Source organism: Candidatus Woesearchaeota archaeon, from assembly GCA_016928155.1.
In the GTDB taxonomy this organism is placed as follows: domain Archaea; phylum Nanobdellota; class Nanobdellia; order Woesearchaeales; family JAFGLG01; genus JAFGLG01.
On record JAFGLG010000002.1, the window covers coordinates 77,714 to 93,659 of the forward strand.

General features: G+C 43.3%; 22 protein-coding genes. 14 read left to right on the forward strand and 8 right to left on the reverse strand.

The window, feature by feature from the left end:
* Positions 1-10 precede the first annotated feature (10 nt).
* From JW968_00590 to JW968_00605, 4 genes are all read left to right on the forward strand, one after another.
* Entirely contained in the window at positions 11-1,177 is a 1,167-nt protein-coding gene (locus JW968_00590; protein MBN1385457.1) for a hypothetical protein, read from the forward strand.
* 1 nt (position 1,178) lies between these two features.
* Positions 1,179-2,117, forward strand: coding sequence for a hypothetical protein (locus tag JW968_00595; protein ID MBN1385458.1), 939 nt, complete (start codon positions 1,179-1,181; stop codon positions 2,115-2,117).
* 59 nt (positions 2,118-2,176) lie between these two features.
* On the forward strand, positions 2,177-2,887 hold the full coding sequence (locus JW968_00600) for a proteasome assembly chaperone family protein (GenBank protein MBN1385459.1): 711 nt from the start codon (positions 2,177-2,179) through the stop codon (positions 2,885-2,887).
* A gap of 513 nt (positions 2,888-3,400) precedes the next feature.
* A complete protein-coding gene (locus tag JW968_00605; protein MBN1385460.1) occupies positions 3,401-3,601 on the forward strand; it encodes a hypothetical protein in 201 nt (66 codons plus the stop codon).
* A 1-nt stretch (position 3,602) separates the two neighbouring features.
* Here JW968_00605 and JW968_00610 read toward each other — a convergent pair whose 3' ends face one another.
* Complete coding sequence (locus JW968_00610; GenBank protein MBN1385461.1) at positions 3,603-3,884, reverse strand: hypothetical protein; 282 nt, start codon at positions 3,882-3,884, stop codon at positions 3,603-3,605.
* 696 nt (positions 3,885-4,580) lie between these two features.
* On the opposite strand from JW968_00610, the gene JW968_00615 reads away from it, so the two are divergent.
* A complete protein-coding gene (locus JW968_00615) occupies positions 4,581-5,081 on the forward strand; it encodes a hypothetical protein (GenBank protein MBN1385462.1) in 501 nt (166 codons plus the stop codon).
* Between the two features lie 519 nt (positions 5,082-5,600).
* On the opposite strand, the gene JW968_00620 is transcribed toward JW968_00615, so the two are convergent.
* The gene (locus JW968_00620; GenBank protein MBN1385463.1) at positions 5,601-5,897 is read right to left on the reverse strand and encodes a hypothetical protein; all 297 of its coding nucleotides are present in this window, start codon (positions 5,895-5,897) and stop codon (positions 5,601-5,603) included.
* A gap of 82 nt (positions 5,898-5,979) precedes the next feature.
* Positions 5,980-6,531 carry a hypothetical protein gene (locus JW968_00625; protein MBN1385464.1) on the reverse strand — a complete coding sequence of 184 codons (552 nt, stop codon included), beginning with the start codon at positions 6,529-6,531 and terminating at the stop codon, positions 5,980-5,982.
* Positions 6,532-6,597: 66 nt separating this feature from the next.
* On the opposite strand from JW968_00625, the gene JW968_00630 reads away from it, so the two are divergent.
* From JW968_00630 to JW968_00640, 3 genes are read left to right on the forward strand one after another with little or no spacing between them, the layout of a single operon-like run.
* Positions 6,598-7,218, forward strand: coding sequence for a methyltransferase (locus tag JW968_00630; GenBank protein MBN1385465.1), 621 nt, complete (start codon positions 6,598-6,600; stop codon positions 7,216-7,218).
* Positions 7,219-7,242: 24 nt separating this feature from the next.
* On the forward strand, positions 7,243-7,515 hold the full coding sequence (locus JW968_00635; GenBank protein MBN1385466.1) for a DNA-directed RNA polymerase subunit L: 273 nt from the start codon (positions 7,243-7,245) through the stop codon (positions 7,513-7,515).
* A gap of 37 nt (positions 7,516-7,552) precedes the next feature.
* Entirely contained in the window at positions 7,553-8,194 is a 642-nt protein-coding gene (locus tag JW968_00640) for a histidine phosphatase family protein (protein MBN1385467.1), read from the forward strand.
* Here JW968_00640 and uppS read toward each other — a convergent pair.
* Positions 8,165-8,869, reverse strand: coding sequence for a di-trans,poly-cis-decaprenylcistransferase (gene uppS, locus JW968_00645; GenBank protein MBN1385468.1), 705 nt, complete (start codon positions 8,867-8,869; stop codon positions 8,165-8,167). The two genes, JW968_00640 and uppS, sit on opposite strands and share 30 nt — an antisense overlap.
* Before the next feature lie 53 nt (positions 8,870-8,922).
* Between uppS and JW968_00650 the strand changes: the two genes are divergently transcribed.
* From JW968_00650 to JW968_00670, 5 genes are all read left to right on the forward strand, one after another.
* A complete protein-coding gene (locus tag JW968_00650; GenBank protein ID MBN1385469.1) occupies positions 8,923-9,624 on the forward strand; it encodes a transglutaminase domain-containing protein in 702 nt (233 codons plus the stop codon).
* 143 nt (positions 9,625-9,767) lie between these two features.
* Positions 9,768-10,415, forward strand: coding sequence for a 50S ribosomal protein L1 (locus JW968_00655; protein ID MBN1385470.1), 648 nt, complete (start codon positions 9,768-9,770; stop codon positions 10,413-10,415).
* 9 nt (positions 10,416-10,424) lie between these two features.
* Positions 10,425-11,276, forward strand: coding sequence for a 50S ribosomal protein L10 (locus tag JW968_00660; protein MBN1385471.1), 852 nt, complete (start codon positions 10,425-10,427; stop codon positions 11,274-11,276).
* A gap of 16 nt (positions 11,277-11,292) precedes the next feature.
* Positions 11,293-11,598, forward strand: coding sequence for a 50S ribosomal protein P1 (gene rpl12p / locus JW968_00665; GenBank protein ID MBN1385472.1), 306 nt, complete (start codon positions 11,293-11,295; stop codon positions 11,596-11,598).
* Between the two features lie 48 nt (positions 11,599-11,646).
* Positions 11,647-12,543, forward strand: a complete 897-nt coding sequence (locus JW968_00670) for a hypothetical protein (protein MBN1385473.1) — start codon at positions 11,647-11,649, stop codon at positions 12,541-12,543.
* Positions 12,544-12,545: 2 nt separating this feature from the next.
* Here the strand turns inward: JW968_00670 and JW968_00675 are convergent, their stop codons facing one another.
* Positions 12,546-12,743: a hypothetical protein gene (locus JW968_00675; GenBank protein MBN1385474.1), complete on the reverse strand. Its 198-nt coding sequence runs from the start codon at positions 12,741-12,743 to the stop codon at positions 12,546-12,548.
* A gap of 137 nt (positions 12,744-12,880) precedes the next feature.
* On the opposite strand from JW968_00675, the gene JW968_00680 reads away from it, so the two are divergent.
* A complete protein-coding gene (locus tag JW968_00680) occupies positions 12,881-13,057 on the forward strand; it encodes a hypothetical protein (GenBank protein MBN1385475.1) in 177 nt (58 codons plus the stop codon).
* Here JW968_00680 and JW968_00685 read toward each other — a convergent pair.
* The 3 genes from JW968_00685 to JW968_00695 are packed head-to-tail and all read right to left on the reverse strand — an operon-like array spanning position 13,048 to position 15,938.
* Positions 13,048-15,264, reverse strand: coding sequence for a copper-translocating P-type ATPase (locus JW968_00685; protein MBN1385476.1), 2,217 nt, complete (start codon positions 15,262-15,264; stop codon positions 13,048-13,050). The two genes, JW968_00680 and JW968_00685, sit on opposite strands and share 10 nt — an antisense overlap.
* Positions 15,261-15,467, reverse strand: coding sequence for a hypothetical protein (locus tag JW968_00690; GenBank protein ID MBN1385477.1), 207 nt, complete (start codon positions 15,465-15,467; stop codon positions 15,261-15,263). The genes JW968_00685 and JW968_00690 overlap by 4 nt, the downstream gene beginning before the upstream one ends.
* 24 nt (positions 15,468-15,491) lie before the next feature.
* Entirely contained in the window at positions 15,492-15,938 is a 447-nt protein-coding gene (locus JW968_00695; protein ID MBN1385478.1) for a DUF2318 domain-containing protein, read from the reverse strand.
* Positions 15,939-15,946 lie beyond the last annotated feature (8 nt).

Sequence of the window (15,946 nt, forward strand, 5' to 3'; positions counted from 1 at the left end):
AGGCAACACAATGAAAAAGCTGGGATGGTTAAGCGGAATCGGACTCCTTCTGATGCCGGCTCTGGCTGCAGCACAGACAAGCGCAGTCCAGAAGATACTTGATGTGCTCAACACACAAGTCGGATTCCTGTTCTACAACTTCAATCTCGGCGACAGGATGTACCTGTTCTACATCAAGTTCTGCCTTTGGATAATAATATTCTCAATCCTGTTCTATGCAGGAGGATTTGTCTTCAGGGATTCAGGCAGAAGGCAGAGGAACAGAGGGATCAGGGTCACATTAGCAATTGTGATTGCGCTGATATCAGCCATTGCAATACCTGATGAGATGGTAAGGCCGATAGTAGAATCATACGGCATAGTCGCGATAGCGCTTCTTGTGGGAATGCCTCTATTCGGAATCGTATATTTCAACCATGTAGTGCTGCCAAGGCAGGGAGGGGCATTCCACGGATTCAGGGCAGCGATATACTATATCCTTGCTTTGCTCATCACAAATATTGTAGAAGGTGTCAGGTCAGCAGAACTGTTCGCATGGGTCGATGATCTTTATTTCTGGGGATCACTGGCAAGGGATATATGCCTGATATTGATGATCTTCTACCTAATAGCTGCAATTGCCAGCGCATTCAGGAGAGATGATGCGCAGCCAGATGCAGCAGGAGGAGAGACTATATGGGACAGGCTGAGAGGAACAGCTCCCAGAAGAGCTGCTGACGGACAGCCTTATCCTGCAGACCTCAGAGGAGAAATAACCAATCTCAGGAATGACATAACAGCAGTGCAGGCCTATCTGAATGGATCATTAGCGCCATCATCAACAGGGCTGATGAACTGGAGGCAGACATTGGCACCAGCGCCGCCTGCTCTGTCCGGAGCACCAGGTGCAGGCATTTATACATTGCCTCCGGGAGCTGCAGGATCATGCTGGACCTTCCCTATGGGAGCATTCAATCCGATGGCAGAACTTGCAGCCTGGCAGGGCCACTGGGCACATCTCCAGACCCTGCTCGCAAATGCAAACAACCTGCTCAGACAGATAGCAACAGACCCTAATGTAGCAAGACTGAACAATGCAGATTCAAGAGCACTGGCCACAGAAGGAGCCAGACTGGCCACAATCGCAGGGCAGATAAGGGTACATAGAAATCAATTCCATCATGACATGAGGATCTAAAATGAGCCAAGGAATAACAATACAGGAGGCAATAAGCCATACAGATGCGAGATTCGACACAGAACTGAAGAGACTGTTCGAAATACTCAAGCATCTCCAGACAGCCCTGCATGAGAAAGGAGTGAGCAGCATCATCCATAAAGCCATGTCAATCACGCTTACCTCAATCAAGGAGATATCACACCTTACAGCGCAAGAAAAACAGGAGATTGCACAGGAAGCAGATGGAGAGAGAAGGCAGAAGGGAGAGCTGACTGATCTCAACACAATCTATAATCTCATCAATGAAGCTGAGAATAACAACAAGCAGGCTATTGAGATTTGGATGGATATGGAAAACATTGAAAAATCTGAACTGAAAAAAATATTTGATATAGAAAAACAGATAAACGCACATTTTAGTGAGGGTATACTTTCTGATCCAACACAATTAGAGAAGAAAATCAAGGAATTCCTTGAAATGTATGGTGAGAAGGGAAAAGCATCCATGAGGCATGATCAGCTGATAAGAATATTAACTGAACTTTCAACAAGAAACAAAAATATTGCGCTACACATTGAAGCACTAAAAGAACATGAAAAAAGACTGGAAGGAGAGGATAAAACGAGGATAAATCAATATTTAGGATTACTAACAAAATTAGAGGACAGATTCAATGAAGCAAACAAACATACAAAGGAATTCAATGCATTAAGCAGGGATTTAAACGGCATCCAAGGCAGGATCCAAGAAATTTTCAAAGAGATGCTGGATAATAAGGATAATTCAAGTATAGTTAATGAAAAAATAAATATACTACGAGAACTCGCAAGAGGAGCAAAAGCATTCATAACAAAAATGATCAAATTTGAAGAAAACCTGGTAAAATATCTTAATGAGAATGAAAAGCTTGTCTTAGAACTCAAGGAGAAGTTTGAGCAGCTTATCCACAGAGGATAGAATTTTCAACAATATTTATATACTAAGTTCTTATTAATGCAGCAAAAGAGGTGCACATCATGGAGATAAACCTTATCAAGAAGCCGAAGAACCCCACCATACTGGAAGGATTTCCCGGCTTCGGACTCATAGGCACAATAACAACTGAATATCTGATAGACCATCTCAAGACAGAGCTCATAGGCACGATCTGGATACCTGAGATGCCTGCACTGGCAGCAATACATGAGAACAAGCTCATACAGCCGATAGGGCTGTTCTACTCAAAAGAACACAACATCGTGATAGTCCATGTCATAACAAGCGCAACAGGCTTTGAATGGAAGCTATGCAAGGCAGTCAGGGATGTGGCAGAGATGCTGCAGGCAAAAGAGATACTGTCACTTGAAGGGGTCGGAAGCGCGATGCCAGTCGAGAACCCGGCAGTGTTCTACTTCACCACAGAGAAGAACAGGGAGAAAGACTTCAAGAAACTGAAGATAAGCCCCCTCGGCGAGGGTATCATAATGGGTGTGACAGCAAGCATCCTCCTGAGAGAGGACAAGCTGCCTGTCAGTGCGCTCTTTGTCGAGGCGCAGAGCAATCTTCCGGATTCCAAAGCAGCAGCGAAGATCATTGAGACCCTCGACAAGCTGTTTGGCCTAGACGTGGATCCGAAGCCGCTGCTCGAGCAGGCAGAGAAATTCGAGGGCAAGATAAAGAACCTCCTTGACCAGGCAAAGTTCGCGACACAGGAACAGAAGAAAAAGATGCTAAGCTATGTAGGATAAGCTTTTTTCTTATAATTTTTAGTGTTATGCTCACTTTCTTGATCTGTATATAAAGGAAAGCCTTATATTGGCTTAAAACCATGCCTGGGTATACCAGAATAGGCTGGCTAGTTGCTCCGGAATCCATATTCTTACAAGCTCAATTTCTCAGGAAAACCTAAACCTTCGAATTCTGTGTCCTGGGGCTTTTTGGCCTTTGGATCCTATACAAAATACCCCATCTCCCACTAGTGCCTAACTAATTAAAATACACTACCCAGATTTAGATGTGACATTTTAATCATGTTATCCTCACTTTACACTGATTTTTGATAGTTTTTTAATTAATTTCAATATTAACAATTATTAATATATATATTCTTTAAAATATATATTATGATTTATTTTTTAATAAGGGGCTATTTTTTTAGTTATAATAAATTGTATATATTTTATAACACTAATATTTATATATTTATCTTATTAGTACTACTTAGTGATTACATTAAAAAAACAAAGCTGGGAGGTGTTTTTGTGAAATTCAAAGAACTCGTTAAAAGGTCTTTTTCAAAGGTTAGAGCCGAAATAGAGACATTCAAAGGTTCCATGAATGAGTGGATCATTTTCCTGGATGGGGGGCAAAGAGACCTCTCGCTTAGGGTCAGAGCAATGGAGAATAAAATAGAAGAATTAGAGCTTCTTTTGAAAGAATCAGGCATTATACAATCAAAATAACTTAATGCTTTTTTTGTTTTCCTTTGATAATCAATAAATCTTCTTTTTGCTCAACTTCAATTGATTCAAGGTCATTTATCACTATATCTGACCCAAATGGCCAATATTCAACACAAAGACCGCATAACTCAACTTTTTGTATATTATCATACTCAAGCATCTCAAAAGGTACTTTATCTGTCAAATGCGGGTCATTAATCTCGAATAAATGGATAAAAACTGGATAGTGATCTTCTACACGCTTTTTACGCCCAATAACAATGCTTTTTGTCTTGTAGTTCATTTTTAATCCCCTGCAAAATGGCCTTAATCTTTGCTTTACCAAGGCAATTAACCCACAATCGGTTAATATCTGACCCAATATTTAAATTTTCTCTATATAAGACATATCCACTGAGATCTAAAAGCTTTAATCATGATTTATCTTAGTTTGATATAATATTTTAATTAATAATTATAAATTATTATCTTTTTTTGACAGATTGCAGATTCCAGGAAACAGGCAAAAAAACAGGGGATTTTGATCTGGCCATATCTATTCGGGATAATATCTTAACCAGGCTGTAAAACCCCTGAATAGTGCGACTTTGGGCATATTTCTGCTCAGGAAGCCCCCTTCCTGAAGCAAGAGGGCTTGAAGTTATCTGTCGGAATGATGTATTAAAGGTATGGGAAAAGGTATATCAGACAGAGAAGATTCCTTAATTTAGGTGTCTAGAGGCAGTTCTTAATATCGGGATAATACCGAATATTCTAAAAAGTCAGAAAATCCGAGTTTAATCTGATTTTAATCAGGATTTTTGGACTATTAGGACCTGTTAAAGCAGGTTTAATGCGAGATTTGAATGTATAGTGTAATTTTGATAATATATTATTATCAAAAACTAAATTTTTTTATCTAATAACTAATATTATTTTATCGATTAAATTCGGGATAATCCAAACATTTAAATAAAACTAAATCCTGAAGATCCATGAGGTGATCAAAATCTCAAAGATTGTACTGACAAATTCGAGCCCTGGGCTCAATGCAAATTCAGAGGAACTGGCAAAGATAATCATTGACCGGATAGGCCTAATGCCGCGAAAGAAAGGCTCCACAGACAAGATGCACAATGTGCTGATAGAGCTGTATGAGCGGAGCAAGGACGCATACAGGGAGAAGAAACCAGAATCTGCCGTCGTCACAGTGGAAAACATGGCACTCCTGGCAGGCATCACAAGGCAGACAATGTATGAATACCTGAACAGATGGATAGATCTCAACCTGATATCAAAGACAAGCTATATCAAAGACGGCAAGGTGATAATAGGCTATAAGCTGAATGGCAACACATTGGAGAATGCCTTTGAAAAAGTCAGGCAGAGAGTTGCTGACAACCTTGACCAGACAGCTGAGTACATAGGGGAAGTTCAGAAATTGCTGAAAAATGAAAAGATAAGTGAGTCTCAAAAGGCAAAACTTTCTGGAAATGATTAATTATTATTATCATTTTTTATAGTTTATATTAAACATTTTTTAGTTTGATGAATTTGTCGAAATTATATAGAATATATTAATATATAATGTTTTACTATTACAATCCCGAATTAATTCTTTATTATTCCGAATAATAAAGGAGAGGAAAAGAAGAGTTATATATAGATTTTCAATATTGAAAATAAAAAAAGTGAGAGTTAAACCATAAAAAGGGGAATATGGGATTAAGACAATTATTAATTTCCATATTGAAATATATTAAGGTGATTGCGGGCTTTAGTGATTATAAATTTCTATATTGAAAAAAATTAAAACAATATAAGAGTTAGGCATTAGGGACTGAGTGGCATTTTGATTAATGGGAGGATAGGGTCAGGTGATGAAAGAGATGAAATCCTGCCAGATCCCTATCAGGGCAGAAGAAGGCATTAAACAGGCAGAAATACCCTAATGACAAATGTTTGTATAGGCTGTTTTTTAAATGAAATGAGAAAAGTGAGGAAAAAGTGAGGATAAACCCTATAAATCCGGCAGATTGGCAAAATGCTGAGCCTTGAATATGGCCAAGAGCATCTCCTGGACATCATCCTTCTTGAACCTCCTTGTATCAAGCTGACTGACCAGGATATGGTCTGTGCCTGAATAATCAACACTGGCAATTGGAATAAAATCAACCCGTCCTGGAACAAACCATTTCGCCTCGACATACTTGACCTGAGGATCCTTAGGATCAGGCATGATACGATACTGCCCGATAGACTCAATCTCACGAATGACCAATTCTATTGATTCACGTTCTATGTAGAGCCTTGCCATAACAAGAGTATAGGCATTCAGTATAAATAATTTTTCTCGTCGTCACTAATCCAGACAAAGATGGCCGGACCGAAGAGACAAGCTAGACAGCGTTCAGGGAAACAGACTCCATCCTGACAATGCTGTGCTTGGCATGCCTGGCTGCAAAAGCATCATCGAGCTCATAGAACAGAGTATTGTCGACTTCATTGGTCCTGACAATAATCCCCTTCTCCATTATGGACCTGAGTATCTGCCTCACCTTCAGCTCAGTGAGGTTAGCCCTGCGGGCGATATCCTGCAGACTCAGCGGAGAACCGATGCTGAAGGTATAGAGCACAAGGAACACCTTCGCCTCCACCTCATCAAGAAAAATCTCCTCCTTAGCCTTCGGAAGGCTGTGGATCATGAGCTGGAGCTCATCCATCCTCTCCTCAAGCTTAGCGAGGCGAGCATCAAAATCAGAGAAAACAACTGAATTCTCCTGGATCTCCCGTGTATTCTCATTGATGGCTTCCCTGTGGTCATCCATCTCCTCTCGGATCGCATGGAAAGACCTCTTCAGAACCATATGCAAAGCTTCAAAATCCCCCGGAACATTCGCATCCCTTTTTTCCAAATCAATGACCCCGACGCCGGACAGCTTACCGGGCAAGGATTTATAAATATTTCCAATATGTTATCCTTATCAGCAGTGACTATATGAAAAGATTTTAAGACAATGAAACTGAGCAAATCCGGGCTCGCAATCGAGCTCTCAAAGCTGAAAGCCTTCGAGGATCCCTCAGCCAAGCAAGAGCAATACCCCACAGATTCCGAGATTGCAGCAGAAGTGCTGTGGCAGGCAAAAATGCTCGGAGATGTCGACGACAAAAAAATCTCGGACCTCGGGGCAGGCACAGGCATATTGGGGATAGGGGCACTGCTCCTCGGTGCAGAGGAATGCATATTTGTCGAGAAGGATGCAGATGCAGTCAAGATATGCAAAGAGAACATTGAAGGATATGATATAAATGCTGAAGTGATACAAGGGGATATCAATGATCTCAATGAGAAATGCGATGTCATCATAATGAATCCCCCGTTCGGCACAAAGAAGGAGCATGCAGACAAGAGATTCTTAGAGCAGGCATTCAGGACAGCAGACATAATATATTCATTCCACAAGACCAGCACTGAAAAATTTGTCAAGGCGATCGCAAAAGACCATGGATTCGATGTGACCAACAGATGGGATTTCTCATTCCCCTTGAAAAAAACACATAAGTTCCATAAGCGAAAGATACACAGGATAGAAGTCAGCTGCTTCAGGATGCAGAGGATGCAAGGCAAACATTTATAAATAAACCGAAGTTTTCCGGGTGCTATGGAGATCAAGGTTCTAGAGAACAAGAAGACAAGATTTGTGGCAGAGATTTCAGGAGTCGGCCACACATTCTGCAACGCCCTAGTCTCTGAACTGTGGAATGACAAGGACGTGACAGCAGCAGCCTACAGCATAGACCACCCGTTTGTGGGGGTGCCTAAGCTTGTGCTAGAGACAAAATCCAAGAGCCCGAAAGATGTCCTGAAAGATGCCTCGAAAAGGATCCAAAAGAATTCTGAAAGCTTTGCAAAAACATTCGCAAAGATGAAGTGAAGCAACACTTATTAACAAGTTCTAATCCCACCTCTCAATGATAAGAGAGTATAACATACGGCATATCAGGACATATGAGAATGCTATGAAGCTTATTTCTGGGCAGTCAGACGGCACCATGCTGACCGGTGATGATTACAGGGAAGCCAGGAGAATCATCGAAAGGCAAGCAAAATACCTGGCAGAATTAAAATATCCAATTGATGTCATACTGCATAGCCCTCAAGGAAGAACAACACATACAGTAGAGATCATAAAAGAATTCCTGCCGGATGTTCCAACTGATTCATTAGAGTACATGACTGAATATAATTGGGGGCCTTATGAGGCCCAACCAAAAACCGTCCTCGGAATGCCTACAAGGATATATGCAATAACACAAGATGATCCAAGAACCGAAAACATGAAACACTTCATCGACAGGGTGAATGAGTATCATGAAACACTGTTCGAAAGATACAAAGGCCTCAGCATACTGTCTGTCGGACATGGATTCTGGTTTGCAGTAAGAAGAAATCTTGCTTTAGGACAAGAACCATCTCCAGAGAACACCAGGATCCTCCATAATGGACAGTTCCACATATATGAATGGAAGGATAATGGAGAACTAATGGCCTGCAGATTCGGGAAAATGAAATCAAAGAAGCACTCACTTGCCGAAACGCCTTTGCCTGAGTGAGTATTCTTCCAGGCACTTGATGAAATCCTCTTCCTCAAAATCCGGCCAGAACTTGTCCAGAAAGATATATTCTGAATAGTCAGACTGCCAGAGCAGGAAACCTGAAGTCCTTTTTGCACCACCAGTCCTTATGATGAGGTCAGGAGCATCCTTCATATAAAGGTAATTCTCGAAGATCTTATTGGTTATCTGACCTGGCTTCAGCTTGCTGTCCTTGATATCTTTTGCCAGACTGTTGACAGCATCAATGATCTCGCCCCTGCCACCATAAGCCATTGCAAAATTTATAATAAACTTATCATGATGCTTTGTGAGCTCCATGATATCTCTCATTGCCTTTTCGATGTCATCAGGGAACATGCCAATCCTCCCTATGACCCTTATCCTTATCCGATTCTCAAAGATCCTCTTATCATCCTTCAATCTCTCAAAATTCTCCTTGAAGACCCTCATGAGATACTCAAACTCATCCTTCGGCCTGCCAAAATTCTCCAAGGAAAAAGCCCAGAGTGTGAGCTCCCTGATGCCAGACTCGTGAGCCCAGTCAACAAGAGCCTCAATCTTCTTGGCACCCCACTCATGACCCTTGAATGGATGATTTAGGAGCCTCTTTGCAAAACGCCTGTTGCCATCAAGTATTATAGCTACATGCTTCGGGGTGTTCTTAATCTTCATGGGTTCAGCAAAATGAGAATAATTTATAAAGGTTTTTGGGCATAAGATGAAAAATGAGCAGAATACATGAGGATGATATCAGGAAATTCCACCCAGATCCAGAAGGAATGGAAAGGGAGATAGGACTTATTGAGGAGAAAGAAAAAAGAGGACCTCTCCTAGCAATAATAGCTGTGTTCATCCTCATGCTCTTTGTGCTGATGATAATACCCCATTATTCAGTCAAAATGAATCCAGAGCCGCAGAAAATCCCAAAGCTGGATGAGGTGCTGACCGACAGGAACTTCAGCTTCAACACATATGAATATGAGAATCCCTATGATATGCCCCAATTCGTGGAATCAAAAGACCCGACTGTAAAAGGTGTAGCAGACAGGATTGCGACACAGAGCTGCCCTGAAGGAGGAAGGATATGCCATGCAAAAGCCATGTTCTACTTTGTGCGCGACAATTTCGAATATGTCAATGACCCTGCCAGGTATGAATATGTCAAGACAGCAAAAGAATCATTCCTGAACCATGGCGGGGACTGCGATGACGCATCAGTCCTTCTGGCGACACTTGAAGAGGCTGTCGGCGTGCCGGCACGGTTCATCTTCATACCTGGGCATGTCTATGTACAGATATTCCTGCCAGAAGCGCCTGCCAGATACAAGCAAGAAGGATGGATAAGCCTGGACCCCACCTGCCAAAGCTGCGGGTTCGGAGAAGTGCCGTACAAGAACATAGGTGCAGACAATAGAGTGGTCGGATAAGCCAATAAAGTCTGAAAGGCCTGAATCCTTTGTTTATAACCAATCTGATGCATTCAGTAACATTTAAATAAGACCTGTTTTCCATGAACAGCTTGGCATCCCGTATACTATAGCCACCTTTTGGACTATAGTAGGGTGGAACAATGGAACAGAAAGATATCATAAAGGCCGTGAAACAGGCCAGGGAATCTAAGAAAAGGAATTTCAAACAGGGCTTTGACCTAATCATAAACCTGAAGAACATAGACCTCAAGAAACAGGACAACCAGATAGACCTCTATGTCATGGTCAAGCACCCTCCGAAGAAGAAAAAGATATGCGCACTCATCGGCGCAGAGCTGAAAGATGAGGCTTCAAAAGTCTGCGATCTGGCGATACTGTCAGACAGCTTCCCTGAATATTCTGAAAAGAAGAAAGCAAGGCAGCTTGCGCAGGATCATGATTACTTCATAGCACAGGCGAATGTGATGCCAAAGGTGGCCAACATATTCGGCCGAGTGTTCGGCGTCAGGGGAAAGATGCCCAACCCGAAAGCAGGATGCGTAGTGCCCCCGAAAGCAAACCTCGGCCCGCTCTATGAAAAGCTCCAGAACACGATAAGGGTCACTGCAAAATCAGCTCCCATAGTGCAATGCGGGCTCGGCAATGAGGAGATGAAGGACGAGGACCTCGCAGACAATGTGCACACGATCTACAATGCAGTCCTCCATAAGCTCCCCAACGAGAGGAACAACATAAAATCAGTCTTTGTCAAGTTCACAATGGGAAAACCTGCACCAGTGAAATTTTAGGATGACCAAATGAAAGCGCATGTAGCACAATACAAGAAGGACAATGTGAAGGAATTCACAAAGCTCCTGAAAGACTATCCAATAATCGGGACTGTGAATCTCGAAAACCTTCCGACTGCACAGCTGCAGCAGATGAGAGGGCAGCTGCGAAATGCGATGGTCCTGAAGGTCACGAAAAGAAGGTTCATAAATATCGCGATCGACAATGCAGCAAAGGACAAACCAGGGCTTGAGAAGCTCAAAGAGCATCTTCCCGGGATGCCTGCGCTGTTCTTCACCAAGGAGAACCCTTTCAAGCTCTACAAAATCATACAGAAAAGCAAGTCAAATGCCCCTGCCAAGGCCGGCCAGACAGCGCCAAGAGACATCACAGTCCAGCCAGGCCCGACAAACTTCGCTCCGGGGCCGATCATCTCAGACCTTGCAGGTGTAGGGATCAAGGCGGGTATAGAGAACGGCAAAGTGGCTATAAAAGCAGAATCCACCATAGTCAAGAAAGGCGCCATCATCAATGAGAAGCAGGCAGGCATAATGGCGAAGCTCGGCATAGAGCCGATGGAGATAGGACTCAATGTCGTCGCTGTATACGAGAACGGGATCATATTCACATCTGACATCATGGGAGTCGATGAGACAGAATACATCAACAAGATATCACAGGCTGCAAGCTGGGCATTCAACCTCGCAGTCGAAGCAGGCATCATGACAAAAGAGACAACAGAGCATCTCATAGTCAAGGCCTTCACAGAGGCCAAGGCACTGGCAATAAGCCAGAACATCTATGGAAAAGATGTGATCGACCAGATAGTTGCAAAAGCGAACAACCAAATGTTGGCGCTGAAGACACAATTGAACTTATAATTCAGGAGGGATTAAGATGGAATACGTATATGCTGCAATGTTGTTGCACAAAGCCGGCCAGAAGATAGATGAAGCCAATGTCAAGAAAGTGCTAGAAGCTGCAGGAGCAAAGGCTGATGAAGCCAAGACAAAAGCTCTCGTCGCTGCCCTAGACGGCGTAAATATCGACGAGGCCATCAAGAAGGCAGCAGTAGTCGCTGCACCAGCCGCAGCACCGGCCGCAGGAGGAGCTGCACCGGCAGAGAAGAAGGAAGAGAAGCCCAAGGAAGAGAAGAAATCGGCTGAAGAAGCTGCAGCAGGACTGGGCGCCCTGTTCGGATAATATTTTCCCTTTTCATTTTTGAGGGATCAATGCTAAATGTGGTAATCAATGATAAGCGATGAAGAGAAGCAGGAAATATACGGGAAACTAAAGGATTTCCGCAGCGAGATTTCTAGACTGAAGAATGAGCTGAACCAGGTCAATGACGAGAAAGAAGCATGGTTCGCCAAGAAGCAGGAATACGGCAAGCAGATCAAGACACTCATCTCTGACATAACAGCCTCAAGGAAGAAAAGAGACGAGCTCACCAGAAACGTCAAGGAGCTCAAGAAAGAGAGAGGCCAAGTGGCAGAGGGCATAAAGAAGAGCATAGAAGAAGTCAAGAAAGTGAATGCCGAGAAGGACAAGGCGGCACAGGACCAGCAGGCCAGGGTCAATCCGAAGAGGCTGATGGAAGACATAGAGAAGCTCGAGATGCAGATCGAAACAAATGTCATGAGCTTTGACAAGGAGAAGAAGCTCATGAAAGAGATAAAATCCATGAAGAAGCAGCTCGGCGAAGCGAAAGGCGCCTCCAACATATGGCAGAAGTCAAGGGACCTGTCCAAGACGATAAACGAGATGAAGAAGAAAGCGGATGCTGTGCATAACCAGATACAGACCATGGCAAAGCAATCACAGGTGCTCCATGAGGAGCTCATAACAAAGTCAAAGGAAGTGGATGAGCTCAAGAAGAAAGAGGAAGAAGCATACAAGAAATTCTCAGAACTCAAAGAAAAGTTCAATTCTGTCAATGAGCAGCTCAAGAAGAAGCTCGAAGAAGCAGGCATGGCGCATGAAAAGGTCAAGGAAGCCAAAGAGGACAGCTTCAAGGAGAAGAAGAAAAGAGAGACAGCGACATTGAAAGACAAACAGGACGCGATAAATGAGAAGATAGCCCGCGGAGAGAAATTGACTACAGAAGACCTTCTAGTGCTGCAGTCGTTCGATGATGAAGGCAATTAATTCTAAGAATTCATCAAGTCATAGATGAAACCAAGATAATAACAGAAGCCCATGAGCACTGAGGATATCAGGGCCCAGACAACAATCATGTTGAGCTGCTGCAGAATAAGCGCATTCTTGAAGTTGGGCATGAAGAACAATGCTCCAACGCAGATGACAAAGCCGATGAATCCTGCAAGTGATTTCCCTGTGTGATACATGATAATGATTTTTTGAGATATTATTTAAATAGTTTTTTATTTTCAATATGGAATAATTAAATTTCTTTATCAATGAGTGATAAATTATTAATATGAGTGGGTTGCCAGCTGCCTGGTGAGGGCGAGGGTGATCCACTATGAATGAAGAACCAAATAAGATGCAAAGACCAGAAACACCGATCAAAACACAAGAGCAATATTTTCGTTCTAACATTGTTGAATGGTGCAAAGATGGAACAGTTGTCCACCTCATAGATGGAAGATACTGCATGAGCCACATGGGAGAGTACATGAAGAGGGATTATTATTTGTAATCTTTTCCGGTATACCTCTTCATCATCAATGAATTTGTGACCACACTCACACTGGAAAATGCCATGGCTCCGCCAGCAATTATCGGTGACAAGAGCCAGCCTGTGACATGGTACAAGATACCTGCAGCAACAGGGATGCTGATGATGTTATAGAAGAAAGCCCAGAAGAGGTTCTGCCTTATCTTTCTCATCGCATACCTGCTCAGATCCATTGCCCTGACAACATCCATCATGTCGTTCCTCACAAGCACAATATCACCTGACTCAATAGCGACATCTGTACCTGAACCAATAGCAATGCCAATATCTGCCTGAGCCAAAGCAGGGGCATCATTTATCCCATCGCCGACCATTGCGACTAAACCTCTCTTCTGCAGCTTCCTGACCTCTCTAGCCTTGTCCTGGGGGAGAACTTCAGCAAGGACATGATCAATGCCAAGCTGGGCAGCTATTGCTTCACCAGTGCGCCTGTTGTCGCCAGTCATCATCACAACTTTCTTGCCCATCATCCTGAGCTTCTTGACAGCAGCAACAGAACTTCTCTTGGGGGTGTCAGCGACAGCTATCAGGCCGAGAGCCTTCGTATCAGCAAGAACCATCACAGTCTTGCCCTGCTTCTCCAGGTCCTGAATCTTTCTCTCAGCTTTGGATATTGAGATCTTTCTTGACTTCATGAGTTTCCTGTTGCCAAGATAATATGCCTTTCGATTGTAAGATGCCTTTATCCCGCTGCCGACAAAAGCCTTGAAGGAATCTGCATCAGGAAGCTTCATCCTTTTCTGCTTAGCAGCACCAACAATTGCATCTCCCAGAGGATGCTCTGAACCCTTCTCTAGAACAGCAGCAATCCTGAGCAATGAATCCTGCTTCTCTTTCCCAAGAGAAACAATGTCTGTGACAACAGGCTTACCCTCTGTCAGGGTGCCAGTCTTGTCAAATACAATTGTGTCCATCTTATGGGCCTGCTGAAGTGCAGAAGCGCTCTTTATCAGGATACCATGCTGAGCAGCCAGACCTGTGCCTACCATTACAGCAGTCGGTGTGGCAAGACCAAGCGCACATGGACAGGCAATGATCATCACAGCAACAAAAATAGTAAGTGCAAAAGCAAAGCCGAAACCGAGGAAATACCATATCAATGCTGATATAATCGCGATCAAAACAACAACCGGGACAAAATAAGCTGAGATGATGTCAGCAAGCTTCTGGATAGGGGCTTTGGAGCCCTGTGCATCCTCGACAAGCTGTATGATCTGAGCAAGGAAAGTATCAGAGCCTATCTTCGTTGCCCTGAACCTGAAAGATCCTGATTTGTTTATAGTGGCTCCGATAACCTTGGCCCCTTTAGATTTCTCCACTGGAATTGATTCTCCTGTGATCATTGACTCATCAACAGAAGAATGGCCCTGAGTCACAATGCCATCAACAGGGATCTTCTGGCCTGGCTTCACAACAACAGTATCCCCTACAACAACCTGGTTGATCGGTATGATTAACTCCTTCCCTTTCCTGAAAACTGCAGCGGTCTTAGGCTGCAGTCCCATCAGATTCTTGATCGCTTCAGATGTCTTGCCCTTGGCAACAGCCTCAAGATACCTGCCAAGCATGATGAAGACGACAAGAAGACCGGCAACCTCAAAATACAAATCATTAGAACCGTAATTTTGACTGCCAGACCAAATCATGATCGCTATGAACAAGCTGTAGAGGTATGCAGATCCAGTGCCCAGGGCAACAAGAGTATCCATGGTAGCTGTGCCAGATTTGAATATCGTCGATATGCCCCTTGTGTAGAAATGATAATTAGCAATCAGTATTGGTGTTGTGAGAATAATCTGGATCAGTGCCATGTTCCGTAATATGAAATCCGGGAGAGCTATGCCAATATGAGGGGCCATTGCAAAGACCAACAATGGAAAGCCCAAGACTACAGAGAAGATAAGCTGCTTCTTTATTGTCAGAATCTCTTTCTGCCTGGCCTTCTTCTCATGATCAACAGAAGCTGAAGCCAGAGAATAACCAATACCCCCGATAGTCTTCTTTATGAGCTTCATATCCAGCTCATCCTTGTGGGACACTGTAGCCTTATGAGTAGCGTAGTTGACAGTGGCATTGTCTATACCGGGAACCTTCTTCAGCTTGCGTTCAATCCGTGCAGCGCAGGAAGCGCAATGCATCCCTCCTATCGGCAGATCTGTCTTCTTCATTGTATTCTTACCTTATAATCCCCTTCTGACTCTATCGAACTGATGATATTCTTGCTTGATCTTTCTGTCTTAATGGTGAGGACTCCTATCTTAGATTTCTCATCAACCTTGAATGATGAGATCTTCGCTCCCTGCTCTTCCATGATATCCTCAATAAGACCTTTGCATGCTTTGCAATGCAATCCTTTAATCTCTAATTCCATCTTAAGACCTCCAGAAAAGAAAGGTTATGCAAACCTTCTCTTGCCTGCTGCAAGATCTGCCTTGTTGATGACTAGACTATCACCTTGGACCTTGCTTGGCAGAAAACCAGGCCAGCAACCACCACCCATGGTGTTCTCAGTGCCTAAACCGCTTAGGGGATACTTGTTGCCACAATTATTGCAGACCATCTGATCACCTTCCTGTCTATAACCCTTTTTCTGTGCACCACAGACATCACAGGCATCAAAAGCGGTCTTGATAGAGCCGTCACTGTCTTTCACTGCAAAGAACCTGACAGCAACACCATTTACAGCATATTCATAAAACTGAGCTGTCGATGAGATCTGCGATGTTGGAATGCTCATGACCCCTGTCGCAGCAATAGCATTGCCTGCAACACCTGATGGCTTCAGCACATAACCTAAAGCAATGACGACAAACAATATCAAAACAGCATATCCTTTCTTCATCTTAGATA

Excerpts from the sequence above, each read along its gene's own strand:
- JW968_00590 (MBN1385457.1), top strand. The coding sequence starts at position 11 with ATGAAAAAGCTGGGATGGTTAAGCGGAATCGGACTCCTTCTGATGCCG.
- JW968_00595 (MBN1385458.1), top strand. The coding sequence starts at position 1,179 with ATGAGCCAAGGAATAACAATACAGGAGGCAATAAGCCATACAGATGCG.
- JW968_00600 (MBN1385459.1), top strand. The coding sequence starts at position 2,177 with ATGGAGATAAACCTTATCAAGAAGCCGAAGAACCCCACCATACTGGAA.
- JW968_00610 (MBN1385461.1), bottom strand. The coding sequence starts at position 3,884 with ATGAACTACAAGACAAAAAGCATTGTTATTGGGCGTAAAAAGCGTGTA.
- JW968_00620 (MBN1385463.1), bottom strand. The coding sequence starts at position 5,897 with ATGGCAAGGCTCTACATAGAACGTGAATCAATAGAATTGGTCATTCGT.
- JW968_00630 (MBN1385465.1), top strand. The coding sequence starts at position 6,598 with ATGAAACTGAGCAAATCCGGGCTCGCAATCGAGCTCTCAAAGCTGAAA.
- JW968_00635 (MBN1385466.1), top strand. The coding sequence starts at position 7,243 with ATGGAGATCAAGGTTCTAGAGAACAAGAAGACAAGATTTGTGGCAGAG.
- JW968_00640 (MBN1385467.1), top strand. The coding sequence starts at position 7,553 with ATGATAAGAGAGTATAACATACGGCATATCAGGACATATGAGAATGCT.
- uppS (MBN1385468.1), bottom strand. The coding sequence starts at position 8,869 with ATGAAGATTAAGAACACCCCGAAGCATGTAGCTATAATACTTGATGGC.
- JW968_00650 (MBN1385469.1), top strand. The coding sequence starts at position 8,923 with ATGAGCAGAATACATGAGGATGATATCAGGAAATTCCACCCAGATCCA.
- JW968_00655 (MBN1385470.1), top strand. The coding sequence starts at position 9,768 with ATGGAACAGAAAGATATCATAAAGGCCGTGAAACAGGCCAGGGAATCT.
- JW968_00660 (MBN1385471.1), top strand. The coding sequence starts at position 10,425 with ATGAAAGCGCATGTAGCACAATACAAGAAGGACAATGTGAAGGAATTC.
- rpl12p (MBN1385472.1), top strand. The coding sequence starts at position 11,293 with ATGGAATACGTATATGCTGCAATGTTGTTGCACAAAGCCGGCCAGAAG.
- JW968_00670 (MBN1385473.1), top strand. The coding sequence starts at position 11,647 with ATGATAAGCGATGAAGAGAAGCAGGAAATATACGGGAAACTAAAGGAT.
- JW968_00675 (MBN1385474.1), bottom strand. The coding sequence starts at position 12,743 with ATGTATCACACAGGGAAATCACTTGCAGGATTCATCGGCTTTGTCATC.
- JW968_00680 (MBN1385475.1), top strand. The coding sequence starts at position 12,881 with ATGAATGAAGAACCAAATAAGATGCAAAGACCAGAAACACCGATCAAA.
- JW968_00685 (MBN1385476.1), bottom strand. The coding sequence starts at position 15,264 with ATGAAGAAGACAGATCTGCCGATAGGAGGGATGCATTGCGCTTCCTGC.
- JW968_00690 (MBN1385477.1), bottom strand. The coding sequence starts at position 15,467 with ATGGAATTAGAGATTAAAGGATTGCATTGCAAAGCATGCAAAGGTCTT.
- JW968_00695 (MBN1385478.1), bottom strand. The coding sequence starts at position 15,938 with ATGAAGAAAGGATATGCTGTTTTGATATTGTTTGTCGTCATTGCTTTA.